At 31.4% G+C, this 18,454-nt stretch carries 19 protein-coding genes; all 19 read left to right on the forward strand.

Annotated features, from left to right (window positions below; genetic code table 11):
* The first annotated feature begins 215 nt into the window (after positions 1 to 215).
* The 19 genes from CCUN_RS00990 (at position 216) to CCUN_RS01080 (ending at position 18,399) form a co-directional block, all read left to right on the forward strand.
* Positions 216 to 1,748, forward strand: a complete 1,533-nt coding sequence (locus CCUN_RS00990) for an ABC transporter substrate-binding protein (protein WP_027305086.1) — start codon at positions 216 to 218, stop codon at positions 1,746 to 1,748.
* Positions 1,748 to 2,692, forward strand: a complete 945-nt coding sequence (locus tag CCUN_RS00995; RefSeq protein WP_027305085.1) for an ABC transporter permease — start codon at positions 1,748 to 1,750, stop codon at positions 2,690 to 2,692. Before CCUN_RS00990 ends, CCUN_RS00995 begins: the two co-directional genes overlap by 1 nt.
* Positions 2,685 to 3,461 (forward strand): ABC transporter permease, encoded by a 777-nt coding sequence (locus CCUN_RS01000; RefSeq protein ID WP_027305084.1) that lies wholly within the window; start codon positions 2,685 to 2,687, stop codon positions 3,459 to 3,461. Before CCUN_RS00995 ends, CCUN_RS01000 begins: the two co-directional genes overlap by 8 nt.
* Positions 3,461 to 4,204, forward strand: a complete 744-nt coding sequence (locus CCUN_RS01005) for an ATP-binding cassette domain-containing protein (protein WP_027305083.1) — start codon at positions 3,461 to 3,463, stop codon at positions 4,202 to 4,204. The genes CCUN_RS01000 and CCUN_RS01005 overlap by 1 nt, the downstream gene beginning before the upstream one ends.
* Positions 4,197 to 4,856 carry an ABC transporter ATP-binding protein gene (locus CCUN_RS01010; RefSeq protein ID WP_027305082.1) on the forward strand — a complete coding sequence of 220 codons (660 nt, stop codon included), beginning with the start codon at positions 4,197 to 4,199 and terminating at the stop codon, positions 4,854 to 4,856. Before CCUN_RS01005 ends, CCUN_RS01010 begins: the two co-directional genes overlap by 8 nt.
* Positions 4,857 to 4,953: 97 nt before the next feature.
* Positions 4,954 to 5,343, forward strand: coding sequence for an NAD(P)H-quinone oxidoreductase subunit 3 (locus CCUN_RS01015; RefSeq protein WP_027305081.1), 390 nt, complete (start codon positions 4,954 to 4,956; stop codon positions 5,341 to 5,343).
* Positions 5,325 to 5,828, forward strand: a complete 504-nt coding sequence (locus CCUN_RS01020) for a NuoB/complex I 20 kDa subunit family protein (RefSeq protein WP_027305080.1) — start codon at positions 5,325 to 5,327, stop codon at positions 5,826 to 5,828. The genes CCUN_RS01015 and CCUN_RS01020 overlap by 19 nt, the downstream gene beginning before the upstream one ends.
* Positions 5,825 to 6,619, forward strand: coding sequence for an NADH-quinone oxidoreductase subunit C (locus tag CCUN_RS01025; protein ID WP_088245155.1), 795 nt, complete (start codon positions 5,825 to 5,827; stop codon positions 6,617 to 6,619). Before CCUN_RS01020 ends, CCUN_RS01025 begins: the two co-directional genes overlap by 4 nt.
* Position 6,620: 1 nt before the next feature.
* On the forward strand, positions 6,621 to 7,847 hold the full coding sequence (gene nuoD, locus CCUN_RS01030) for an NADH dehydrogenase (quinone) subunit D (protein WP_027305078.1): 1,227 nt from the start codon (positions 6,621 to 6,623) through the stop codon (positions 7,845 to 7,847).
* The gene (locus CCUN_RS01035) at positions 7,844 to 8,065 is read left to right on the forward strand and encodes an NADH-ubiquinone oxidoreductase subunit E family protein (RefSeq protein WP_027305077.1); all 222 of its coding nucleotides are present in this window, start codon (positions 7,844 to 7,846) and stop codon (positions 8,063 to 8,065) included. The genes nuoD and CCUN_RS01035 overlap by 4 nt, the downstream gene beginning before the upstream one ends.
* A 5-nt stretch (positions 8,066 to 8,070) precedes the next feature.
* Complete coding sequence (locus CCUN_RS01040) at positions 8,071 to 8,763, forward strand: hypothetical protein (RefSeq protein ID WP_027305076.1); 693 nt, start codon at positions 8,071 to 8,073, stop codon at positions 8,761 to 8,763.
* A complete protein-coding gene (locus tag CCUN_RS01045; protein WP_027305075.1) occupies positions 8,760 to 11,225 on the forward strand; it encodes an NADH-quinone oxidoreductase subunit G in 2,466 nt (821 codons plus the stop codon). The genes CCUN_RS01040 and CCUN_RS01045 overlap by 4 nt, the downstream gene beginning before the upstream one ends.
* Positions 11,218 to 12,216, forward strand: coding sequence for an NADH-quinone oxidoreductase subunit NuoH (gene nuoH, locus CCUN_RS01050; protein ID WP_027305074.1), 999 nt, complete (start codon positions 11,218 to 11,220; stop codon positions 12,214 to 12,216). The genes CCUN_RS01045 and nuoH overlap by 8 nt, the downstream gene beginning before the upstream one ends.
* 11 nt (positions 12,217 to 12,227) lie before the next feature.
* Positions 12,228 to 12,899, forward strand: a complete 672-nt coding sequence (nuoI, locus tag CCUN_RS01055) for an NADH-quinone oxidoreductase subunit NuoI (RefSeq protein WP_027305073.1) — start codon at positions 12,228 to 12,230, stop codon at positions 12,897 to 12,899.
* Entirely contained in the window at positions 12,896 to 13,414 is a 519-nt protein-coding gene (locus CCUN_RS01060; protein WP_027305072.1) for an NADH-quinone oxidoreductase subunit J, read from the forward strand. Before nuoI ends, CCUN_RS01060 begins: the two co-directional genes overlap by 4 nt.
* Entirely contained in the window at positions 13,411 to 13,707 is a 297-nt protein-coding gene (nuoK, locus tag CCUN_RS01065; RefSeq protein ID WP_027305071.1) for an NADH-quinone oxidoreductase subunit NuoK, read from the forward strand. The genes CCUN_RS01060 and nuoK overlap by 4 nt, the downstream gene beginning before the upstream one ends.
* Before the next feature lies 1 nt (position 13,708).
* Positions 13,709 to 15,505: an NADH-quinone oxidoreductase subunit L gene (gene nuoL, locus CCUN_RS01070; protein WP_027305070.1), complete on the forward strand. Its 1,797-nt coding sequence runs from the start codon at positions 13,709 to 13,711 to the stop codon at positions 15,503 to 15,505.
* 1 nt (position 15,506) lies between these two features.
* The gene (locus CCUN_RS01075) at positions 15,507 to 16,994 is read left to right on the forward strand and encodes an NADH-quinone oxidoreductase subunit M (RefSeq protein ID WP_027305069.1); all 1,488 of its coding nucleotides are present in this window, start codon (positions 15,507 to 15,509) and stop codon (positions 16,992 to 16,994) included.
* The gene (locus tag CCUN_RS01080) at positions 16,984 to 18,399 is read left to right on the forward strand and encodes an NADH-quinone oxidoreductase subunit N (RefSeq protein ID WP_027305068.1); all 1,416 of its coding nucleotides are present in this window, start codon (positions 16,984 to 16,986) and stop codon (positions 18,397 to 18,399) included. Before CCUN_RS01075 ends, CCUN_RS01080 begins: the two co-directional genes overlap by 11 nt.
* The last annotated feature ends 55 nt before the right edge of the window (positions 18,400 to 18,454 follow it).

Consider the following 18,454-nt stretch of genomic DNA (forward strand, 5'->3'; position numbering starts at 1 on the left):
CTCCTAATAAAAAATATATTTTTGTTAAGGTTTTTATTATATCAAAAAAAAAAAAAACAAATTATGAGCTTAAATTTTTAATTCTAAAGACCAAAATACACTTTGAAAAGTTGAATTTTTAGGTATTTTATTGAAAAATCAAAATTTTATATCCCCATAGAGGGCTTACATTAATTTTGATTTTATTCTATAATATTAAATTTATAGGAGAAATTATGCTAAAGATATTGATTTTATTATGCTTAAGCTTTGCAAGTCTTTTAGCTCAAAAGGACACGCTCATTCTTGCAGTAGAAAATGAAATTTCTCGTATCAATCCTGCTTTTAGCGAGGATCATGACGTAGCCATTGCACTTGTATTTTCGGGACTGACGCGTTTTGATGAAAATTTAAATTTAAGAGGAGATTTAGCAAAATCTTGGAAAATCAGTCAAAACGGGCTTGTTTATGAGTTTGATTTAAGAGACGATGTTTTTTGGCACGATGGAGTTAAATTTGATGCAAGAGATGTTAAATTCAGTCTTGAAGCCTTTAAAAATCCTAAAAATAACTCGAATTTAAGAATAAGATTTGAAGAACTTGAAAAGATAGAAATTTTAAATCCTTATAAGATTAAAATCACACTCAAAAATCCTTATCCTGCCTTTTTAGATGCTTTGAGTATAGGCATAATCCCTGCACATTTGCTTGAAAACAAAGATTTAAATACAGAACAATTCAACCAAAATCCCATAGGAACAGGTCCATTTAAATTTGTGAAGTGGAAAAAGGGTGAATATATGGAATTTAGGGCAAATGAAAATTATCATTTAGCTCGGGTGCAAACTCAAAATTTGATTTTAAAACATATTGCAGATCCTAGTGTTGCAGCTTTAGCCCTTAAGAATTCTCAAATTGATGCCGCTTTGATTGAAAGCTCTTTGCTTAAAGTTTTTAATGAAGATTCTCGCTTTGAAATTCTAAGGGAAAAATCCGCAGATTATAGGGCTTTGATGTTTAATCTTGAAAATGAATTTTTCAAGGATAAAAGAGTGCGTTTGGCTTTGAATTATGCGGTAGATAGGGAAATGATTGTAAAAAATGTTTTATATGGCTATGGTTTTATAGCAACGCATCCTTTGGAGCTTTCTTGGGCTAATCCTAAAGATTTTAAGCATTTTGAATATGATTTAAAAAAGGCTGAAAATTTGCTTGAAGAAGCGGGATTTAGCAAAAATAAACAGGGATTGTATGAAAAAGATTCTAAAATTTTAAAATTTGATATTTATACGATGAGTAATGACCCTTTGCGTGTGATTTTGGCTGGAATTTTACAGAGTGAGTTTAAAAAACTTGGGGTGAAGACTCGTGTTATTACCAAACTTGCAGGAAGTTTTGATTATTCTAAGGTGGATAGTTTTTTAATCGGTTGGGGCAGTCCGTATGACCCTGATTTTCATACTTTTAATGTTTTTACAAGCTCTAGTGATACTCATTTAAATTCTAAAGGCTGGAATTTTGGACACTATCACAATGCTAAAGTTGATGAGAGTCTTTTTAAAGCCCGAATTTCTTTTAATCAAGAAGAGCGTAAAAGGTATTATAAAGAATTTATCGATGCTTTAAGTGAAGATCCTCCTTTTATCTTTCTTGTGTATTTAGATTTTGCTTTTGTGTATAATAAAGATATTAAAGGAATTAAACCTAGAATTTTAGGGCATCATGGCGTAGGTTTTTCATGGAATATTTATGAATGGAGCAAACATTAGTGTTAAAAAGATTTTTATGGAGTATTTTGATTGCTTGTTTGAGTACTTTTTTGTGTTTTGTCCTATTGCATTATAGCAAGGGTAATGCAGCTTTAGAGGGGCTTAATACCATAAGTGCAGAAGTAAGAGAGCAAATTGAAAAGAATTTAAATCTTGACAAACCCTTATTCACTCAATATAAAATTTGGTTTTTAAAGGTTTTCAAAGGAGATTTTGGGGTGTCTATGGTGAGCGGAGAAAAGGTTATAGACTTGCTTAAAACTCGTTTGCCAAATACTTTATTTCTCACTCTAAGTGCTTTGGTGTTTTTGTTTGTTTTTTCTATTATTTTATCTCTGCTTTCTTTAATCTATAAAGAGAGATTTATAGACAAGATGATTAATTTATTATGTATAAGTTTTTTTGCCTTGCCTTCTTTTGCTCTTTGTATTATTTTTATATTGATTTTTGGAGTTTTTTTACAAATTTTACCAATTTCTGGCACAAGTGATTTGGGTTTTGAAGAGGATTTTTTCAATAAAATTGAACATTTAATTTTACCCGTTAGTGTGCTTGTTTTATCGCATTTGGCAATTTTTGTGCGTATAGGACGCAATGCTTTGATTGAAAGTTTTGGACAAAATTTTGTTTTAAATGCTTTTGCGAGAGGATTGAGTAAAAAAAGAATTTATTTTCATTTTGTGCTTAAATATGCTTTAAATCCTATGATTGCTTATTTTGGAGCGAGTGCTTTGAGTTTCATTATGGGAGCTTATGTCGTAGAAAGCGTATTTTCATATACAGGAGTGGGAGAACTTTTGATAAAAAGCATTATTCTTAAGGATTATCCAGTGGTTTTAGCCTTAGTTTTTATCAGTGTGTTGCTTGTAAGTTTTTTTACTTTTTTAGCAGATTTTCTTTGCGGACTTATTAATCCAAGATTAGATAGGGTAGTTAATGTTTAGGATTTATCTTTGTTTTGCATTGATGATTTTTTTGGTTTTTGCACCAAAATTCAGTTCTTATAATCCAAGCATGAGTGATTTTTTAAGTTTTTATCTCGCTCCAAATTCAAATCATTTTTTTGGAACCGATATGTTAGGACGCGATCTTTTTTCAAGAGTACTTTATGCCCTTAGAAATTCTATTTTTATAGGGGTTTGTGCTTCATCACTCGCCTTAGTTTTCGCTCTTTTTTATCTCTTGCTCGCAAGAATGTTTTTTTATAATTTTTTTATGAGAATTTTAGATTTGTTTTTGGCTTTGCCGTCTTTACTCTTAATGATGTTTTTTCAAAGTTTTATAGAAGGAAGTTTTATCAGTATGATTTTTATTATAGCACTTTCGCATTATGCTTTCATTGCTAAGCTTTTTGAAAGTGAGTTAAGAGCCTTAGAAAAACTTGAGTTCTATGAAGCTGCTCTTGTGCTTGGAAGCTCTAAAATAAGGGCTTTTTTTAAAGAACTTCTTCCCCCTTGTTTCTCCTTGCTTTTTTTGCTTTTTGTTTTAAATATCATTCATGCCATAAGCACAGAAGCCACTCTTAGCTTTTTTGGTTTGGGACTGCCTTTTGACATTCCAAGTTTGGGTAATATCCTAAACGATGCAAGCAAAGCGATTTTTATGGGGGCGTGGTGGGTTATAGTTTTTCCGCTTTTAGCACTTCTTATGCTCATTTTACCTTTGCTTTGGCTTAGCAATTTTTTACAAAAATATTGGGGAATTCATTTATGATTATTATTGAAAATTTAAATTTAAGTTTTAAAAATAAAAAGCTTTTAGATAATATAAGCTTTAGTTTAGAAGATAAAAAAACCTTAGCGATTATAGGAGAAAGTGGATCGGGAAAGAGTTTGTTGAGTCGTGCTTTAATACGACTTTTTGATGAAAATTATAAATTAAGTGCAAAAAGATTTTTAATAGCAGATGAAGAGCTTTTAAAACTTAAAGAGAAAGATTTAGGAAAATTTAGGAGTAAGGTTGCGTTGATTTTACAAGATGCACATTCAAGTTTTTATCCTTTTTTAGATGTAGGAAATATGTTTCACATCGTTTTGAAAACTCATACAAATTTGGATAAAAAACAAAGAAAACAAAAAACTTTTGAATGTTTTGAAAGCTTAGGTTTTAAAGATTTAGATCTTTTATGGCATTCTTATGCCCATCAATTAAGTGTTGGAATGATAAGACGCGTTCATTTGGCTCTTGCCTTAGTTTGTGAGCCTGAATATCTCATTTGTGATGAAATTACTTCTTCTTTGGATAAGGAAAATGAGCTTAGAATTTTCAAACTCTTAGAACAATTTAAAAAACAAACAAATTTAATTCTTATCACCCATGATTTAAATTTAGCTAAAAATTTAAGCGATGAAATTTTGCTCTTAGGCAAGGGTAAGGTTTTGCAGAATTTTTCTACAGAATTATTCTTCCAAATTTCTAGTGATTGGGTTAAAGCTTATAAGGAATTTTATGCTTGAAGTCAAAAATTTAAGCAAGAGTTACGAATTTAAAAAACATTGGTATTTGAAAAAGCAAAGCATTTCGGTGTTTAAAAATCTTAATTTTTCTTTAAAAATAGGGCAAAATTTAGCAATTTTTGGAGAAAGTGGAAGCGGTAAAAGCACTTTGGCTCGAATTTTATGTTTGCTTGAAATTCCAAGTGCTGGAGAGGTTTTATATGAGGGTAAAAATTTGCACACTCAAAAGTGGAATAAAAATTTAAGAAAAGAAATTCAATACCTCTTCCAAGAACAAAAACTTGCTTTAAATCCTTATAAATACATTAAAACTTCTCTTTTTGATGTGTATGATAATTTTAATTTGAAAAGAAATGAGGAAGAAATTTTTGAATTTTTTTCTGCTTTTAGGCTCAATAGAGATTTATTAAGACTCAAACCTTTGCAACTAAGTGGCGGAGAAGCTGCTAGAATAGGTCTTATAAGAGCTTTAATTTTAAAACCTAAAATTTTAATTTTAGATGAACTTACAAGTTCTCTTGATTTAATCCACATAGAAAAAATTTTGCATTTTTTAAAAAAATATCAAGAAAAACATCTCATTTCTTACATTTTTATCACGCATCAAGAGGAATTTTTAAGAAATTTTAAATATGCAAAAATGAAATTTTAATTTTTTACCATAAAAATTAAAATTTTAAGCTTATTATAGATAATTTTAAGATAAAATGAATTAAGTAGAATTATTTATTGATAAATAGGGAGAAAATATGTCTCATATAAGCACGGCTCACCCGTATTTTGGTATTTTTTTAATGTTAATTTTTTCAGCTGTGATTTTTTTTACTCTCGTTTTTTTAGCTTCTAAAATTGGAAATTCGCTTGCTGCAAGAAATCGTAAAAAATTAGGACTCGGAATTTACGAGTGTGGTCCTATCCCTCTAAAACAAGCCAATAAAATCAACTCGCAATTTTTTATCGTCGCACTTGTTTTTATACTTTTGGATATTGAAGTTGTGTTTTTATTTCCTTGGGCTTTAATTTTTAAAGATTTAGGTTGGTTTGGACTTTGGGAGGTTGTTATTTTTATTTTACTTTTAGGCATTGGTTTTTTATACGCTTATAAAAAAGGAGCATTTCAGTGGCAGAGCATCAGATAGATTATGCTAAGGGTTTGCCTGTGGTCTTAACCACAGTGGATAAACTTGTGCAATGGGGTAGGAGTAATTCTCTATGGGCTTTAACTTACGGACTCGCCTGTTGTGCGATTGAGATGATGGCAGCAGGCGGTTCAAGATACGATTTTGATAGATTTGGGACAATTTTTAGAGCAAGTCCTAGACATTCTGAAGTGATGATTATCGCTGGGACTTTGTGTAAGAAACATGCTGAATTTACAAGAAGACTCTATGATCAGATGCCTGATCCTAAATGGGTGATTTCTATGGGAAGCTGTGCAAATACCGGCGGTATGTTTAACACTTATTCAACTGTTCAAGGTGTGGATAGAATCATTCCTGTAGATGTCTATGTCCCCGGCTGTGCCCCGCGTCCTGAAAGTTTTCAGTTTGCTTTAATGATTTTGCAAAAAAAGATTAGAAAAGAAAAAGCAAGTCGTAAAATTGCACCAAAAAGGTTGGTATGATGAGACCCTATAGTGATAAAAAGAATGCTCAACTTAAAAATTATTATAAAGATAGATTTTATCACGCTCCTCATACTCCAAAAATTCAAGTAGAAGAAAGTGCTTTTAAAGAAGATTTTCAAATACTTCAAAATGAATTTAAAATTTTATCTTCTTTCATAGAACTTGATTTTTGGGTGATAGAAATTCAAAAACAAGATAATGTTGAAGTATTGCAAATGCTTAAAAAATTAGGTTATGTGGCTTTTACTGAAGCAAGTGCAATTGATTTTATTGCACAAAAAAATGGTTTTGAAGTTTTTTATCAGCTTTTAAACCCTAGTAAGAGATTAAGAGTACGTGTTAAAACCTTTGTAGGGGTTAAAGAAAAATTAGAAAGTGTGAGTTGTGTTTTTAAAGGAGCAAATTGGAGTGAGAGAGAAATTTATGATATGTTTGGAATTTTTATCATCAATCACCCTAATTTAAAGCGTATTTTAATGCCTGATGATTGGTTTGGACATCCTTTATTAAAAACTTATCCTTTAAAAGGTGATGAATTTGCAAGATGGTATGAGATTGATAAAATTTTTGGTAAGGAATATCGCGAAATTGTAGGAGAAGAACAAAGGGATCCAGGCTTTGCCGATGACAAAGATACTCTGAATTTTTCAAGAATTTATCACGAGGTTAAAAAGAATGATACTCCAAAAGAGCTTTCTTTTAAACAAGAATATCAAGAAGAACAAGGGGTGCTTTTTGTTAAAAAAGTCAAACGCAATCAAGCAAAAATTTTAAATCAAAGGCGTTAAAATGCAAATTCCTAGCAAATTAAAACCTTATTATGAAAATATAGTTTTTGAACAAGAAGACTCAAAGATGATTATTAATCTAGGTCCGCAACACCCAAGTGCTCACGGGAATTTGCGTCTTATTTTGGAGCTTGATGGAGAGCAAGTTGTTAAAGCTTGTCCTAGTATAGGCTATATGCATCGTGGTATGGAAAAAATGGCTGAAAATATGATTTATCAAGAATTTATCCCCACCACAGATAGAATGGACTATATCGCCGCTTCTGCAAATAACTATGCTTATTGTGCTGCGGTAGAAAAACTTTGCGGTTTAGAAATTCCACGTCGTGCAGCTGTAATTCGCATGATACTTTTAGAACTTAATCGCATTGCCTCGCATTTGCTTTGGCTCGCCACACATGCCCTTGATATTGGTGCGATGAGCGTGTTTTTGTATTGTTTTAAAGACAGAGAATATGTGCTTGACTTGATTGAGAAGTATTGTGGAGCAAGATTGACTCATTCTTCGATGAGAATAGGCGGAGTGATGCTTGATTTACCTGAAGATTTTTTAACGGAACTTTTAGCCTTTTGTCAAAAATTTCCACAATCTGTTAAAGAATATGAAGATTTGCTTGATGATAACAGAATTTGGCGTTTAAGAACTGAAAATATAGGAGTTGTAAGCAAAGAAAAGGCTTTAAATTGGGGCTGTAGCGGGGTGATGTTAAGAGCAAGTGGAGTAGAATACGATATTCGCAAAGAGGAGCCCTATTTATTGTATGATGAGCTTGATTTTGGTGTGCCTTATGCGACTCAAGGAGATTCTTATGCCAGATATAAGGTTTATATGCAAGAATTTCGCGAGAGTTTAAAGATACTCAAACAATGCAGTGTGCTTTATAAAGACACTCCCCCTGAAATTTTATGCAATCATCCAGAATATGTGAGTGCTTCTAAAGAGCAAATTTTAACTCAAAATTATTCTTTGATGCAACATTTTGTTTTAATTACTCAAGGGCTTAAACCTCCTCAAGGTGAAGTTTATGTCCCAACCGAAAGTCCTAAAGGCGAACTTGGCTTTTTTATCCATTCAGATGGAAGTAGCAGACCTTACAGACTTAAGGCTAGAACACCGAGTTTTTGGCATTGTGCATTTTTTGAAGAAATGCTTGTAGGAACTTATTTGGCTGATGTTGTAGCGATTATGGGTAATGTCAATATTGTTTTAGGTGAGATTGATAGATGAGAAGGGTGGATTTAAGGAAAAGTAAAGATTTTTTTGAAGATTTAGCAAAAACAATCAAAGAAGCAAAAATTAATGAAGTTTTGGTAATACTTTTTGAAATTGGAGATTTTTCAGCAGTTGAAAAGAGTTTTTCTTTTGTTAAGGAACAAGGTTGTGAGCTTTTAAATTCTTTGAAATTTAATCAAGTTGATTGGACTATAGTCATAAAAAAGGTTTAAAAAATATGAGTTATGAAAAAGCATTTTGTTTTTTAGATATGTTAAGCCTTAAAAATAAAGCTCTGTGCGAAAAAATTAAAGGGGATAATATTAATATTTCTTGTCTTGAAGACAAAAAACTTCATGCAAAATTTTATAAATGCGAGATAGCAAGCATTTCTTTTGTCTTAGCTCTGCTTTGTAAATTACAAGGTGATAGTCAATTTAAAGCGTTTGATGAGGGTTATTTGAGTGCAGAATCTTGCTTAGGCGAAGAGGAAGCTTTAGAGCTTTTAGCCTTTTTAAAACAGGCAAAATGGTTGATTATTGATGCAAATTTAGAATTTCATAAAGATTTTGAGAATATTAAGTATTTTTTAAATTTTTTAAGCAAAGAATTTAAACTTCAAATCATAAACTCTAAAGAAGAAAAACAAGATTTTACAAATGCAAAATTTAATGGACTGAAAGAACTTGATAATTACGATGGTTTAGTGCTTTTTAGGGTTAAAACCGAAGAAAATGTCCTGCAGTGTTCTCAACAATTTTTACAGATTGCAAAATGTGAAAATCATCAAATTGTTGAGCTCATTGGAAAGAATTTAAATCTTAAAGCAAAGCTTTGTTTAGATGAAAATTTACAAGGCACTATAGGATTTTTAGATTTTGAAAATTCGGGTTTTGATTTTGTTCAGATTCGTGTAAAGGAAATAAAGTGACAATTACCATTAATGGCAAAGAATGCTTTTTTGACGAGGGTGAATATATCCTTAATATTGCGAGAAGAAATGATATTTTTATTCCAGCGATTTGTTATCTAAGTGGCTGTAGTCCTACTTTGGCTTGTCGTATGTGTATGGTTGAAGCTGATGGAAAAAAGGTTTATTCTTGTAATACTAAGGCTAAAGATAAGATGGTTGTTGAAAGTGATTTGCAAAATTTATGGGATGAGCGCAATGAAATCATGCAAGCTTATTGTATCAATCACCCTTTAGAATGTGGAGTTTGTGATAAATCAGGCGAGTGTGAGTTACAAAATTTCACACATAAGGCAAGGGTAAATATACAAAATCATTGGATTAAAGATACACATAAACCTCATAAAAAATGGGGTTTTATTAATTATGATCCCGCACTTTGTATTGTTTGTGAAAGATGTGTTACGGTTTGTAAGGATAAAATAGGCGAAAGTGCTTTAAAAACGATTCCAAGAGGAGGCGATAGCGTCGATAGCACCTTTAAAGAAACTATGGGTAAAGATGCCTACGCGATTTGGACAAAATTTCAAAAGAGTTTGATTGCTCCTACAAAGGGGGATGTTTTGGATTGCTCTTTTTGTGGAGAATGCACGAGTGTTTGTCCTACCGGAGCTCTTATTGGAGCTAGGTTTCAATACACATCAAATATTTGGGAGCTTAAAAGAATTCCAGCTTCAAATCCGCATTCTAGTGATTGTGAATTGATGTATTATGATATAAAACAAAGTGGTATTAGTGTGCAAAAACCTAAAATTTATAGAGTGAGTAATGATTTTGCATTTGCAAATTTAAATAAGGCTGCAAGATATGGTTATGATACACAAAATGAAGCTAAAAAGGACGAAAAGGCTTTTCAAACTTTGGTAAATCTTATTAAAACAGGTGAAATTAAAAATATTAAATTCAACAGCTTTATTACAAATGAAGAGGCTTTAATTTTACAGAATCTCAAAAATAAATTCAATTTAAATTTAATCAATGATGAAGCTTTGGCTTTTAAAACTTTTTTAGAAGCATTCATTCTCAATGCAGGCGAATTTTATAATGCAACAAGCGAGGATATTGTTAAGAGTGATTTTTTAGTCGTCAGTGGGACCTTATTAAGATATGATGCTCCAACTTTAAGTTATAAAATCAATAATGCTTTAGTGATGAATAAAGGCTCGGGGCTTTATTTTCATCCTTTAGAAGATTTAGGTGTGCAAAAATACTCTAAAAATTTTATTTCTTGTATCCATAAAAGCGGACAAGAGGAACAAATTTTATATTTTTTACTTCAAAAATTCACTCAAGATGAAGAAATAAAAAACAAACTCAATTCTTTTGTAACTCAAGAATTAAAAGAAATTGAAGAAAGTGTTAATGAGGAGATTACAGAAGAAGTTTTAGAAAAAGATGAAAATGGAAACGAGATTAAAAAAGAAGTTAAAAAAACCATCAGTAAAAAAATTAAAAAAAATATAGAAGTAAGCCGTTCAATATTTGCTAAAAATTTAGGTTTGGATGAGGATAAATTGCAAGAATTACTCCTTAAAAAAAATAATTTTGTTTTAGTGATAGGAAGTGATTTTTATTTCCATAAAGATGCTTTAAAATTAGCAAAACTCTTAGCACTCATTCAAAAAACAACACCTTTTAAAATCTTTTTAAATCCTACTCATACAAATACTTTGGGCGTTTCTTTGCTTTGCGATTTGACAAAAACGAGTGAGGGTAAAATTTTAGGATATAACGAAAAGGGAGATTTTAGTTTTTCTTATGAAGAGTATAGTGATTTGGCGAGTTCAAGCTTAAATCAACAAGAGGGGACCTTTTTAAATTACGATAAAAGAATTGTTCCTACAAATGCAGCCTTAGAATTTGGAGGTTATTTTCTCAATGATTTAGCCAATGCCTTAGGTTTTGATGAGCCTTATACGATTTCTTATACCAAGCGACTTCCTATTAATAAAGGCTTTTCTCCGCTTGATTTTGATAGTTTAGAAAATCATTATACCAATGGAGGAGAGAACAAAAGAGGCTATCTTTTAAATTTAGAAGCCTTTAAAAACAAAGCTTCATTAGAATTGATTTTACCCAATGCAGAGCTTCAAAATTTAGAGCCCAAAGAAAATGAAATTTTACTTTATAGTGCAAATCCTAGTTATCAGTTTGGTAGATTTTCCAATCGTTCAAGTGCCTTGAATGAAGTTATTTTTTTGGGAGTGGGAGAAAATTTAGCACAAAATTTGGGATTAAAAGATAAAGAAGTGATTAAACTTAAACTTAAAAACAAAGAGTTAAGCTTAAGCATTAAGGTTGATAAAGATATTAAAACAGGAGCTTATTTGCCATATTTTGATGAAAAAATGGATACTTTGGAATTTTTCGATGAAAGATTTATTTGTGCTGAAATTTCAAAAATAGGAATAAACAATGAGTGATTTTGCTTTTTTTGCTCTTGAAACTTTTATAAAATGTTTGATTGTATTAGCGATTTTTGCTTCTTTAGCTGGTTTGGCAACCTATGCAGAAAGAAAGATTTTAGCTTATTTTCAAAGACGCGTAGGTCCTGATATGGTAGGACCTTTTGGACTCATTCAGCTTGTAGCGGATATGATTAAGCTTTTTACGAAAGAAGATATTATCCCTTCAAATTCGCAAAAAATTATCTTTGCTATTGCTCCTTTGATTGCAGCTATTTGTGCTTTTGTGTCTTTAGCAGCCATTCCAATGTTGCCTGAATTCACTCTTTTTGGACATACCATTAAACCTATTATTGCAGATATTAATGCGGCTTTACTTTTTATCATCGGCACTTCTGGGCTTTGTTTTTATGCTGTATTTTTGGGTGGAATTGCAAGCAATAACAAATACTCTATCATAGGTGGTGCAAGAGCTTTGGTAGCAATCATTTCTTATGAGAGTGTTGGAGCCTTAGCCTTGATTGCTGTTGTTATGCTGACGGGTTCTTTTTCTTTAGTTGAAATCAATCATTATCAAAATGATGGTTTATTTTCGTGGTTGATTTTTAAACAACCTTTAGCCTTTGTGCTTTTTGTGATTGCATTGTTTATTGAAACCAATAGAACTCCTCTTTGTTTAACCGAAAATGAAGCGGATATTGTTGCAGGTTATGGAACGGAATATTCAGGTTTGCGTTGGAGTATGTTTTTTATCGGAGAATACACAAGTATGATAGCCGGAGCACTCTTAATTACGCTTTTGTTTTTAGGGGGGTTTAATGATTTTTGGATTATTCCGGGTTGGATTATGATGATTTTAAAATCAAGCTTTGTTTTCTTTTGGTATTTTTGGGCAAGAGCAGCGTTTCCTCAACTTCGTCCGGATCAAGTGATGAAGATGTGTTATTTGATTTTAATTCCTTTAGCGGTGCTTAATCTTTTATTCACTGCTTTAGCAATTTTAGTTTAAAGGATTTTGTGATGAAAAACTATTACTTAGTTGATGAAAAAAGAAAAAATCCTAATACAATCTGGCAAAAAATCTCTCAAGCTTTATATAGAAGCATTAAACTTGAACTTTTTGTGGGGCTTTTTGTAGTGATGCGTCAAATGCTTCAAAGAAATAATAGCGTTACTATCAAATACCCCTTTGAAAAAGTGGAACTTAACGAAAGATACAGAGCTGTGCATAGATTGATGCGTTTTATAGAAAGCGAAAATGAAAGATGCATAGGTTGTGGGCTTTGTGAAAAAATTTGTATCAGTAATTGTATAAGAATGGAAACTTCTTTAGATGAAGAGGGACGGAAAAAAGTTGGAAATTATAGCATTAATTTAGGGCGTTGTATTTATTGTGGTTTTTGTGCTGAAGTTTGCCCTGAACTTGCTATTGTTCATGGAAAAGAATACGAAAACGCAGCCGAACAAAGATCATATTTTGGTTATAAACAAGATTTTCTTACTCCCATTGATAAACTTAAGAATCAAGTTGAATTTGAGGGTGCTGGAAGTCTTAGAAAAGATGCCGATGATTTTGTTAAAAAAACACCTAATTATTATGATGTTTTAAAGTCCAGAGAAGAGCATTTATGCGATGAAAAAAGCTGTGTTTTACATAATTCACCTAAAGAAGTTGAAGGAAAAGTGCAATGATAGAGGAATTAGCATTTTATTTTTTTTCTGTGATAGTACTCGGCTTTTTTTTAATAGCCGTTTTAAGTAAAAATATGCTCTATGCTCTCTCAGCTTTGGCTGCGGGAATGGTCTTCTTGTCAGGATTTTATTTCCTTTTAAATGCCGAATTTTTAGGAGTGATTCAAATCATCGTTTATAGCGGGGCTGTCTTAGGGCTTTATAGTTTTGCAATGATGTTTTTTGACTCTTCTAAAGAATTTAAAGAAAATTTAAAGTCTAAAAAAAGATTTTTTATCTTGATTGTTTTGAGTGCCTTTTTGCTTTTAGCTATGTTTAGTGGCTTTAAAATTCAAAACATCGATACAGATTTAGCTTTACAAGAACTTGCATTCTTTGATATAAACAAACAACTTGCTTTTGCAGTTTTTTCTAAATACCTTTTAGCTTTTGAATTCATTGCAATCTTGCTTTTAATTGCTCTTGTTTGTGCCATTTTACTCACTCATAAAGATCTTCTTAAGGAAAAACAATGATAGAAAAATATTTTATCATCGCTATTTTGATGTTTGTGATAGGTCTTATAGGAATTTTAAAAAGACAAAATCTCATCATGCTTTTTATTTCAAGCGAAATTTTACTCAATAGTGCAAATTTAGCTTTAATCGCCGCTTCAAAAATGCACAATGATTTAAATGGACAAGTTTTTGCACTTTTTATAATGGGTGTTGCAGCTTGCGAGGTGGCTGTTGGAATTTCTCTTTGTGTGCTTTGGTATAGAAAAAAAGGCACTTTAGAGCTTAAAAGCCTTAAAGAAGTAGAGGCTTAAGATGCAGAATTTAGCTTTAATTTCACTTTTTAGCCCCTTTGTGGCTTTTTTGTTTGCTTCGTTTTTTTCTTTAGGTCAAAAGAGAATTATTCTGGGTTATATTTGTTCTTTATTGATTTCTTTTAGTGCTATAAGCTCTTTGATTTTGCTTTTTTATAATCAAAGTTTTAATATCATTCTTTTTGAGTGGATTAGCATTATCGGACTTTCTTTTGGTTTTAGTATTGATAGCATTTCTTTAGTGATGATGAGTGTTGTAGGGATTGTCGCTTCTTTAGTGCATTTTTATAGTATTTTTTATATGAAAGATGATGAAGGCTTTAATAAATATTTTTCCTATCTGGCTCTTTTTGTTTTTTCTATGCTTTTTTTAGTTATGAGTGATAATTTCTTAGGGCTTTTTGTTGGTTGGGAAGGTGTTGGGCTTTGTTCTTGGTTGCTCATAGGTTTTTGGTATAAAAACGATCGGTACTCTTTTGCAGCAAATGAAGCTTTTATAATGAATAGAATTGCCGACCTTGGAATGCTTTTGGGAATTTTTTGGCTTTATTATCAAGTGGGAAGCTTACAATATGAAGAAGTTTTTAATTCAGTCTCAAGTGTAGAGCATTCAGCCTTAGTTTTCATAGCAGCTTGTTTGTTTATCGGTGCTATGGGAAAATCTGCTCAATTTCCTTTTCATACTTGGCTTGCAGATGCTATGGCCGGACCTACTCCTGTATCTGCACTCATTCACGCTGCGACTATGGTTACAGCGGGAGTGTATTTGGTGATTCGTGCAAATGCAATTTATGATTTAGTACCTGAAGTGGGTTATATTATCTCTCTTATCGGTGCTTTTGTGGCTCTTTTTGCTGCTTCTATGGCTTTAGTCGCAAATGATTTAAAACGTATTATTGCGTATTCTACTCTTTCACAGCTGGGTTATATGTTTGTAGCAGCTGGGCTTGGAGCTTATGGAATCGCTTTATTTCACTTAGTCACTCACGCGTTTTTTAAATCTTTACTCTTCTTAGGTGCGGGAAATGTTATGCATGCTATGAATGATAATTTAGACATTAAAAAAATGGGAGGACTTTATAAACCTTTAAAAATCACCGCAATTTTTATGACAATAGGTTCTTTGGCTTTAGCAGGAATTTATCCTTTTGCTGGATTTTTTTCAAAAGATTTAATTTTGGGTTATTCTTTTATTTCTTTTCATCATGGAATTTTTTTAGTGCTTTTAATCGCTGCTTTTATGACTGCATTTTATAGTTTTAGACTCTTAATGCTTGTATTTTTTACCCCGCAAAGGCATTCTTTACATCCGCACGAAGCCGGTAAAATAGCACTTTTAGCCATGAGTCCTTTAGTGATTTTAGCCATAATTTCAGGTTTTTTTGAACATAAATTTTTTGAATACATAGAGACTAAATTAGTCCTTATTAACGCACAAAATACCTTAGTGATGATTCTAGCAAGCACAGCAGCAATTTTAGGTGTGCTTTTAGTTATCATAGCCTATAAAAAATCTTGGTTTAAGCCTAGCATAGAACAGAAAAGTATCTATAAACTTTTAAGTAATGATTATTTTATACCAAAATTTTATCAAGAATTTATGGTCAATATTTTTTCTAATCTGTGTTCCGTATTTAAACATTGCGATATTTACATTTTTGATGCTTGTGTTGAGAAAATTTCTTGTTTTGTTAATCTGCTTGCAAAAAGAATCATAATGCCAAATAGCCTTTCTTTAATGCTTCAGTTTTTGGTGGGTGCTTTTATCGTTTTACTTCTTTTAGTATGGGTGGTTTGATATGCTAAATTATTTGATATTTTTTCCTTTAATTGCTGCCTTTGCAGTGCTTATTTTAAATCGTGGTGGAGTTAAAATTTTTAGTGTTGGCGTCAGTTTGATGATTTTAGTGCTTAATGGAAAAATTTTTATAGACTATTTAGATGGAGTGAATTTTGATTTTAAATTAGGTTCTAAAATTTTAAACCTTTTTAATTATCACATTGGTGTTGATAGCATAGCTTTAATCTTAATGCTCCTTTCTTCTTTAATCATTTTTCTTTCTTTTTTATTTTTAAAAATTGAAAAAAGGGCTATGGTTTGTGCAATTTTCTTTTTAGAATTTGCCATAATGGGACTTTTTAGTGCTTTAAACGCCTTGCTTTTTTATGTATTTTGGGAATTCTCTCTTTTACCACTCATTTATATTATAGGAGTTTATGGGAAAGATTTTAGAGCTGGGATTAAATTTTTCATTTATGCTTTTGCGGGTTCAATTTTAATGCTCGTTGCAATGATTTATCTTGCATATTTAAATTGTACGCTTTTAAATATTTGGACTTTTGATTTAGAGATTTGGAAAAACAATGTTTCTGCAGCAAGTTTTAAAGAACAGCTTTTCCTTTTTGCGGCGTTTTTTGTCGCTTTTGCAATTAAATCTCCACTTTTTCCTTTTCACACTTGGGCTCCAAAGGTCTATGCAAACGCACCGGTTTTGGTTTCTGTAATGCTTGTGGCTTTTAAAATGGCACCTTTTGGTTTTTTACGATTTTGTTTGCCACTTTTTCCGGATGCAAGTGTATATTTTACACCATTGATTGCCGCTTTGTGTATAGTGAGTGTGATTTATTGTGCTTTGATTGCTTTTAGAGCAAAAGATTTAAGAGAACTCATCGCATATAGTTCTATCTCTCATATAGGGATTATGATACTTGGAATTTTTTCTTTCAATGATTTAGCCCTTAGCGGTTCAGTGTTTTATATGTTTGCCCATGGACTTGTAACTGCGGCTTTATTTTTAATGGCACAAAGTTTGTATGAAAGATATAAAACTACGGAATTAAATTTCTATCATTCTTTAGCCTCCCATGCCCCTTCTTTTGCGATTTTCTTTTCTATTTTAGTTTTAGCGAGTGTATCTTTACCTTTAACTCTATCCTTCGTGGGTGAATTTTTAATTCTTTTAGGGGTTGCAAAACTTAATCTACTCTATAGTTTTTTAGCAGGATTTGTAGTGATTTTGGGAGCGGTTTATATGTTAAATCTTTTTAGAAAAATATTTTTTATGCAAAAAGAGGGAGAAATCGCAAAATTTAATTTGCATTTAAGAGAAACTCTTGCTTTGATTCCTATTGTGTTTTTAATTTTTTATTTAGGAATTGCACCAAAAATTTTTTTAGATCCCCTCCAAAAAGATGCAAAAATTTTGTTAGAAATTATGAATTTAAGAGCAGTTGAGCAAAATACTTTAGATTTTTTGTCTAAAATAGGAGAAAGCAATGCTAAATGATTTGGATTTTGAAATTTTAAATATCTCTTTATCTTATCCTTTTTTATTTTTGATTGGTGTGGGTATTGTTCTTTTGTGTTGTTCGGCTTTTTATAAGCTTCATCGCAATTTTTTCGTTGGCATCAGTGCTTTATCTTTGATTGTAAGCTTTTTTTTAATACTTTATAATATCAATGTTCAAGGCTCTAAAGGAGCTTTTTTAGGGACTTTAAATAACGATATTCTTTCTTTTGCGTTCTCTTCACTTATTTTGCTTTTTTCTTTTTTGTATCTTTTGATGGAAAAAGAAGAGAATCAAGGTGAATTTTATGCTTTATTTCTTTTTATGATTGCTTCTTTAATGCTTATGGTTTCAAGCTCAAATTTGGTTTTAATTTTCATAGGGCTTGAAGGCTCATCTTTGGCTCTTTATACTCTCATAGCAATACGCGGAACGCAAAATTCTATCTCTGCAGCAATTAAATATTTTAGCATTGCAGCTGTGGGTTCAGGTTTTTTTGCTTTAGCTTGTGCTTTGATTTATATCAAAACGGGCAGTTTAAGTCTTGATGAAATAATCAGTTTGCAAGATTCAAATGATGATATTTTGCTTTCATGTGCTGGAGTTTTAATCTTTGTTCTTTGTGCAATCAAACTTTCCTTAGCCCCTTTTCATTTTTGGCTAAGAGATGTGTATTATGCTGCTTATCCAAATTTGGTCGCTTTTATTTCAGTTGTGCCAAAAATTGCTATGTTTGTTGTTGTGATAAGAATCTTTATGTTTTTAGAACCAAAAACAAATGGATTTGAATATATTATAATGGTTTTAACAATTTTTTCTATGCTTGTAGGAGCCTTAGCTTCTTTAACGCAAAAAGATGTAAAAAAAATGTTTGCCTATAGTTCTGTGGTGCATTCTTCTTTTGTATTAGCAAACATTATTCCTTTGCTTGATCATCAAGTATGGATTTTTAATTATCAAGCGTTCTTTATTTTTTGGTATTGGGGGCTATTTTGGTATTGGGGACTATTTGCTTTTAGCAATTATGGAGTGTTTTTGATTTTAAGCACCTATAAAAATACGCATTGTGAATCCTTAAAAGGACTCTTGCTTAAAAAACCTCTTATAGCAATTTCTTTGAGTGTTTGTGTGCTGTCTTTAGCAGGAATCCCTCCTTTTGGAGTGTTTTGGGGTAAATTGATTGTATTAAATTCGGTTATGATCGCGAATTATTGGTATTTAGCTCTTTTTATTGCTTTGAGTTCGGTTATTATGCTTTATGGATATTTAAAGGTTATCATTTACGCTCTTTTTGTAAAAGGCGAGGGAGAAACTTATACGCGTTTAGATTTTAGACAAAATTTTATTCTAACACTTTGTGTGTGTGTAAGTATTTTTGCGGTATTATTAGTCATGTTTCTTTAAATCATCTAAAATAGAGAAATTTTTGAATGCAAATTTTTGATATTATAAGAGTTTT

Source organism: Campylobacter cuniculorum DSM 23162 = LMG 24588 (genome assembly GCF_002104335.1).
Taxonomy (GTDB): Bacteria; Campylobacterota; Campylobacteria; order Campylobacterales; family Campylobacteraceae; genus Campylobacter_D; species Campylobacter_D cuniculorum.

What these genes read in the sequence shown, in the direction of transcription:
- CCUN_RS01035 (WP_027305077.1), top strand. Translation starts at nt 7,844, where the DNA reads ATGAGAAGGGTGGATTTAAGGAAAAGTAAAGATTTTTTTGAAGATTTA.
- CCUN_RS01000 (WP_027305084.1), top strand. Translation starts at nt 2,685, where the DNA reads ATGTTTAGGATTTATCTTTGTTTTGCATTGATGATTTTTTTGGTTTTT.
- nuoH (WP_027305074.1), top strand. Translation starts at nt 11,218, where the DNA reads ATGAGTGATTTTGCTTTTTTTGCTCTTGAAACTTTTATAAAATGTTTG.
- CCUN_RS01060 (WP_027305072.1), top strand. Translation starts at nt 12,896, where the DNA reads ATGATAGAGGAATTAGCATTTTATTTTTTTTCTGTGATAGTACTCGGC.
- nuoL (WP_027305070.1), top strand. Translation starts at nt 13,709, where the DNA reads ATGCAGAATTTAGCTTTAATTTCACTTTTTAGCCCCTTTGTGGCTTTT.
- CCUN_RS01025 (WP_088245155.1), top strand. Translation starts at nt 5,825, where the DNA reads ATGATGAGACCCTATAGTGATAAAAAGAATGCTCAACTTAAAAATTAT.
- nuoD (WP_027305078.1), top strand. Translation starts at nt 6,621, where the DNA reads ATGCAAATTCCTAGCAAATTAAAACCTTATTATGAAAATATAGTTTTT.
- CCUN_RS01075 (WP_027305069.1), top strand. Translation starts at nt 15,507, where the DNA reads ATGCTAAATTATTTGATATTTTTTCCTTTAATTGCTGCCTTTGCAGTG.
- CCUN_RS01040 (WP_027305076.1), top strand. Translation starts at nt 8,071, where the DNA reads ATGAGTTATGAAAAAGCATTTTGTTTTTTAGATATGTTAAGCCTTAAA.
- CCUN_RS01015 (WP_027305081.1), top strand. Translation starts at nt 4,954, where the DNA reads ATGTCTCATATAAGCACGGCTCACCCGTATTTTGGTATTTTTTTAATG.
- CCUN_RS00990 (WP_027305086.1), top strand. Translation starts at nt 216, where the DNA reads ATGCTAAAGATATTGATTTTATTATGCTTAAGCTTTGCAAGTCTTTTA.
- CCUN_RS01010 (WP_027305082.1), top strand. Translation starts at nt 4,197, where the DNA reads ATGCTTGAAGTCAAAAATTTAAGCAAGAGTTACGAATTTAAAAAACAT.
- nuoI (WP_027305073.1), top strand. Translation starts at nt 12,228, where the DNA reads ATGAAAAACTATTACTTAGTTGATGAAAAAAGAAAAAATCCTAATACA.
- CCUN_RS01080 (WP_027305068.1), top strand. Translation starts at nt 16,984, where the DNA reads ATGCTAAATGATTTGGATTTTGAAATTTTAAATATCTCTTTATCTTAT.
- nuoK (WP_027305071.1), top strand. Translation starts at nt 13,411, where the DNA reads ATGATAGAAAAATATTTTATCATCGCTATTTTGATGTTTGTGATAGGT.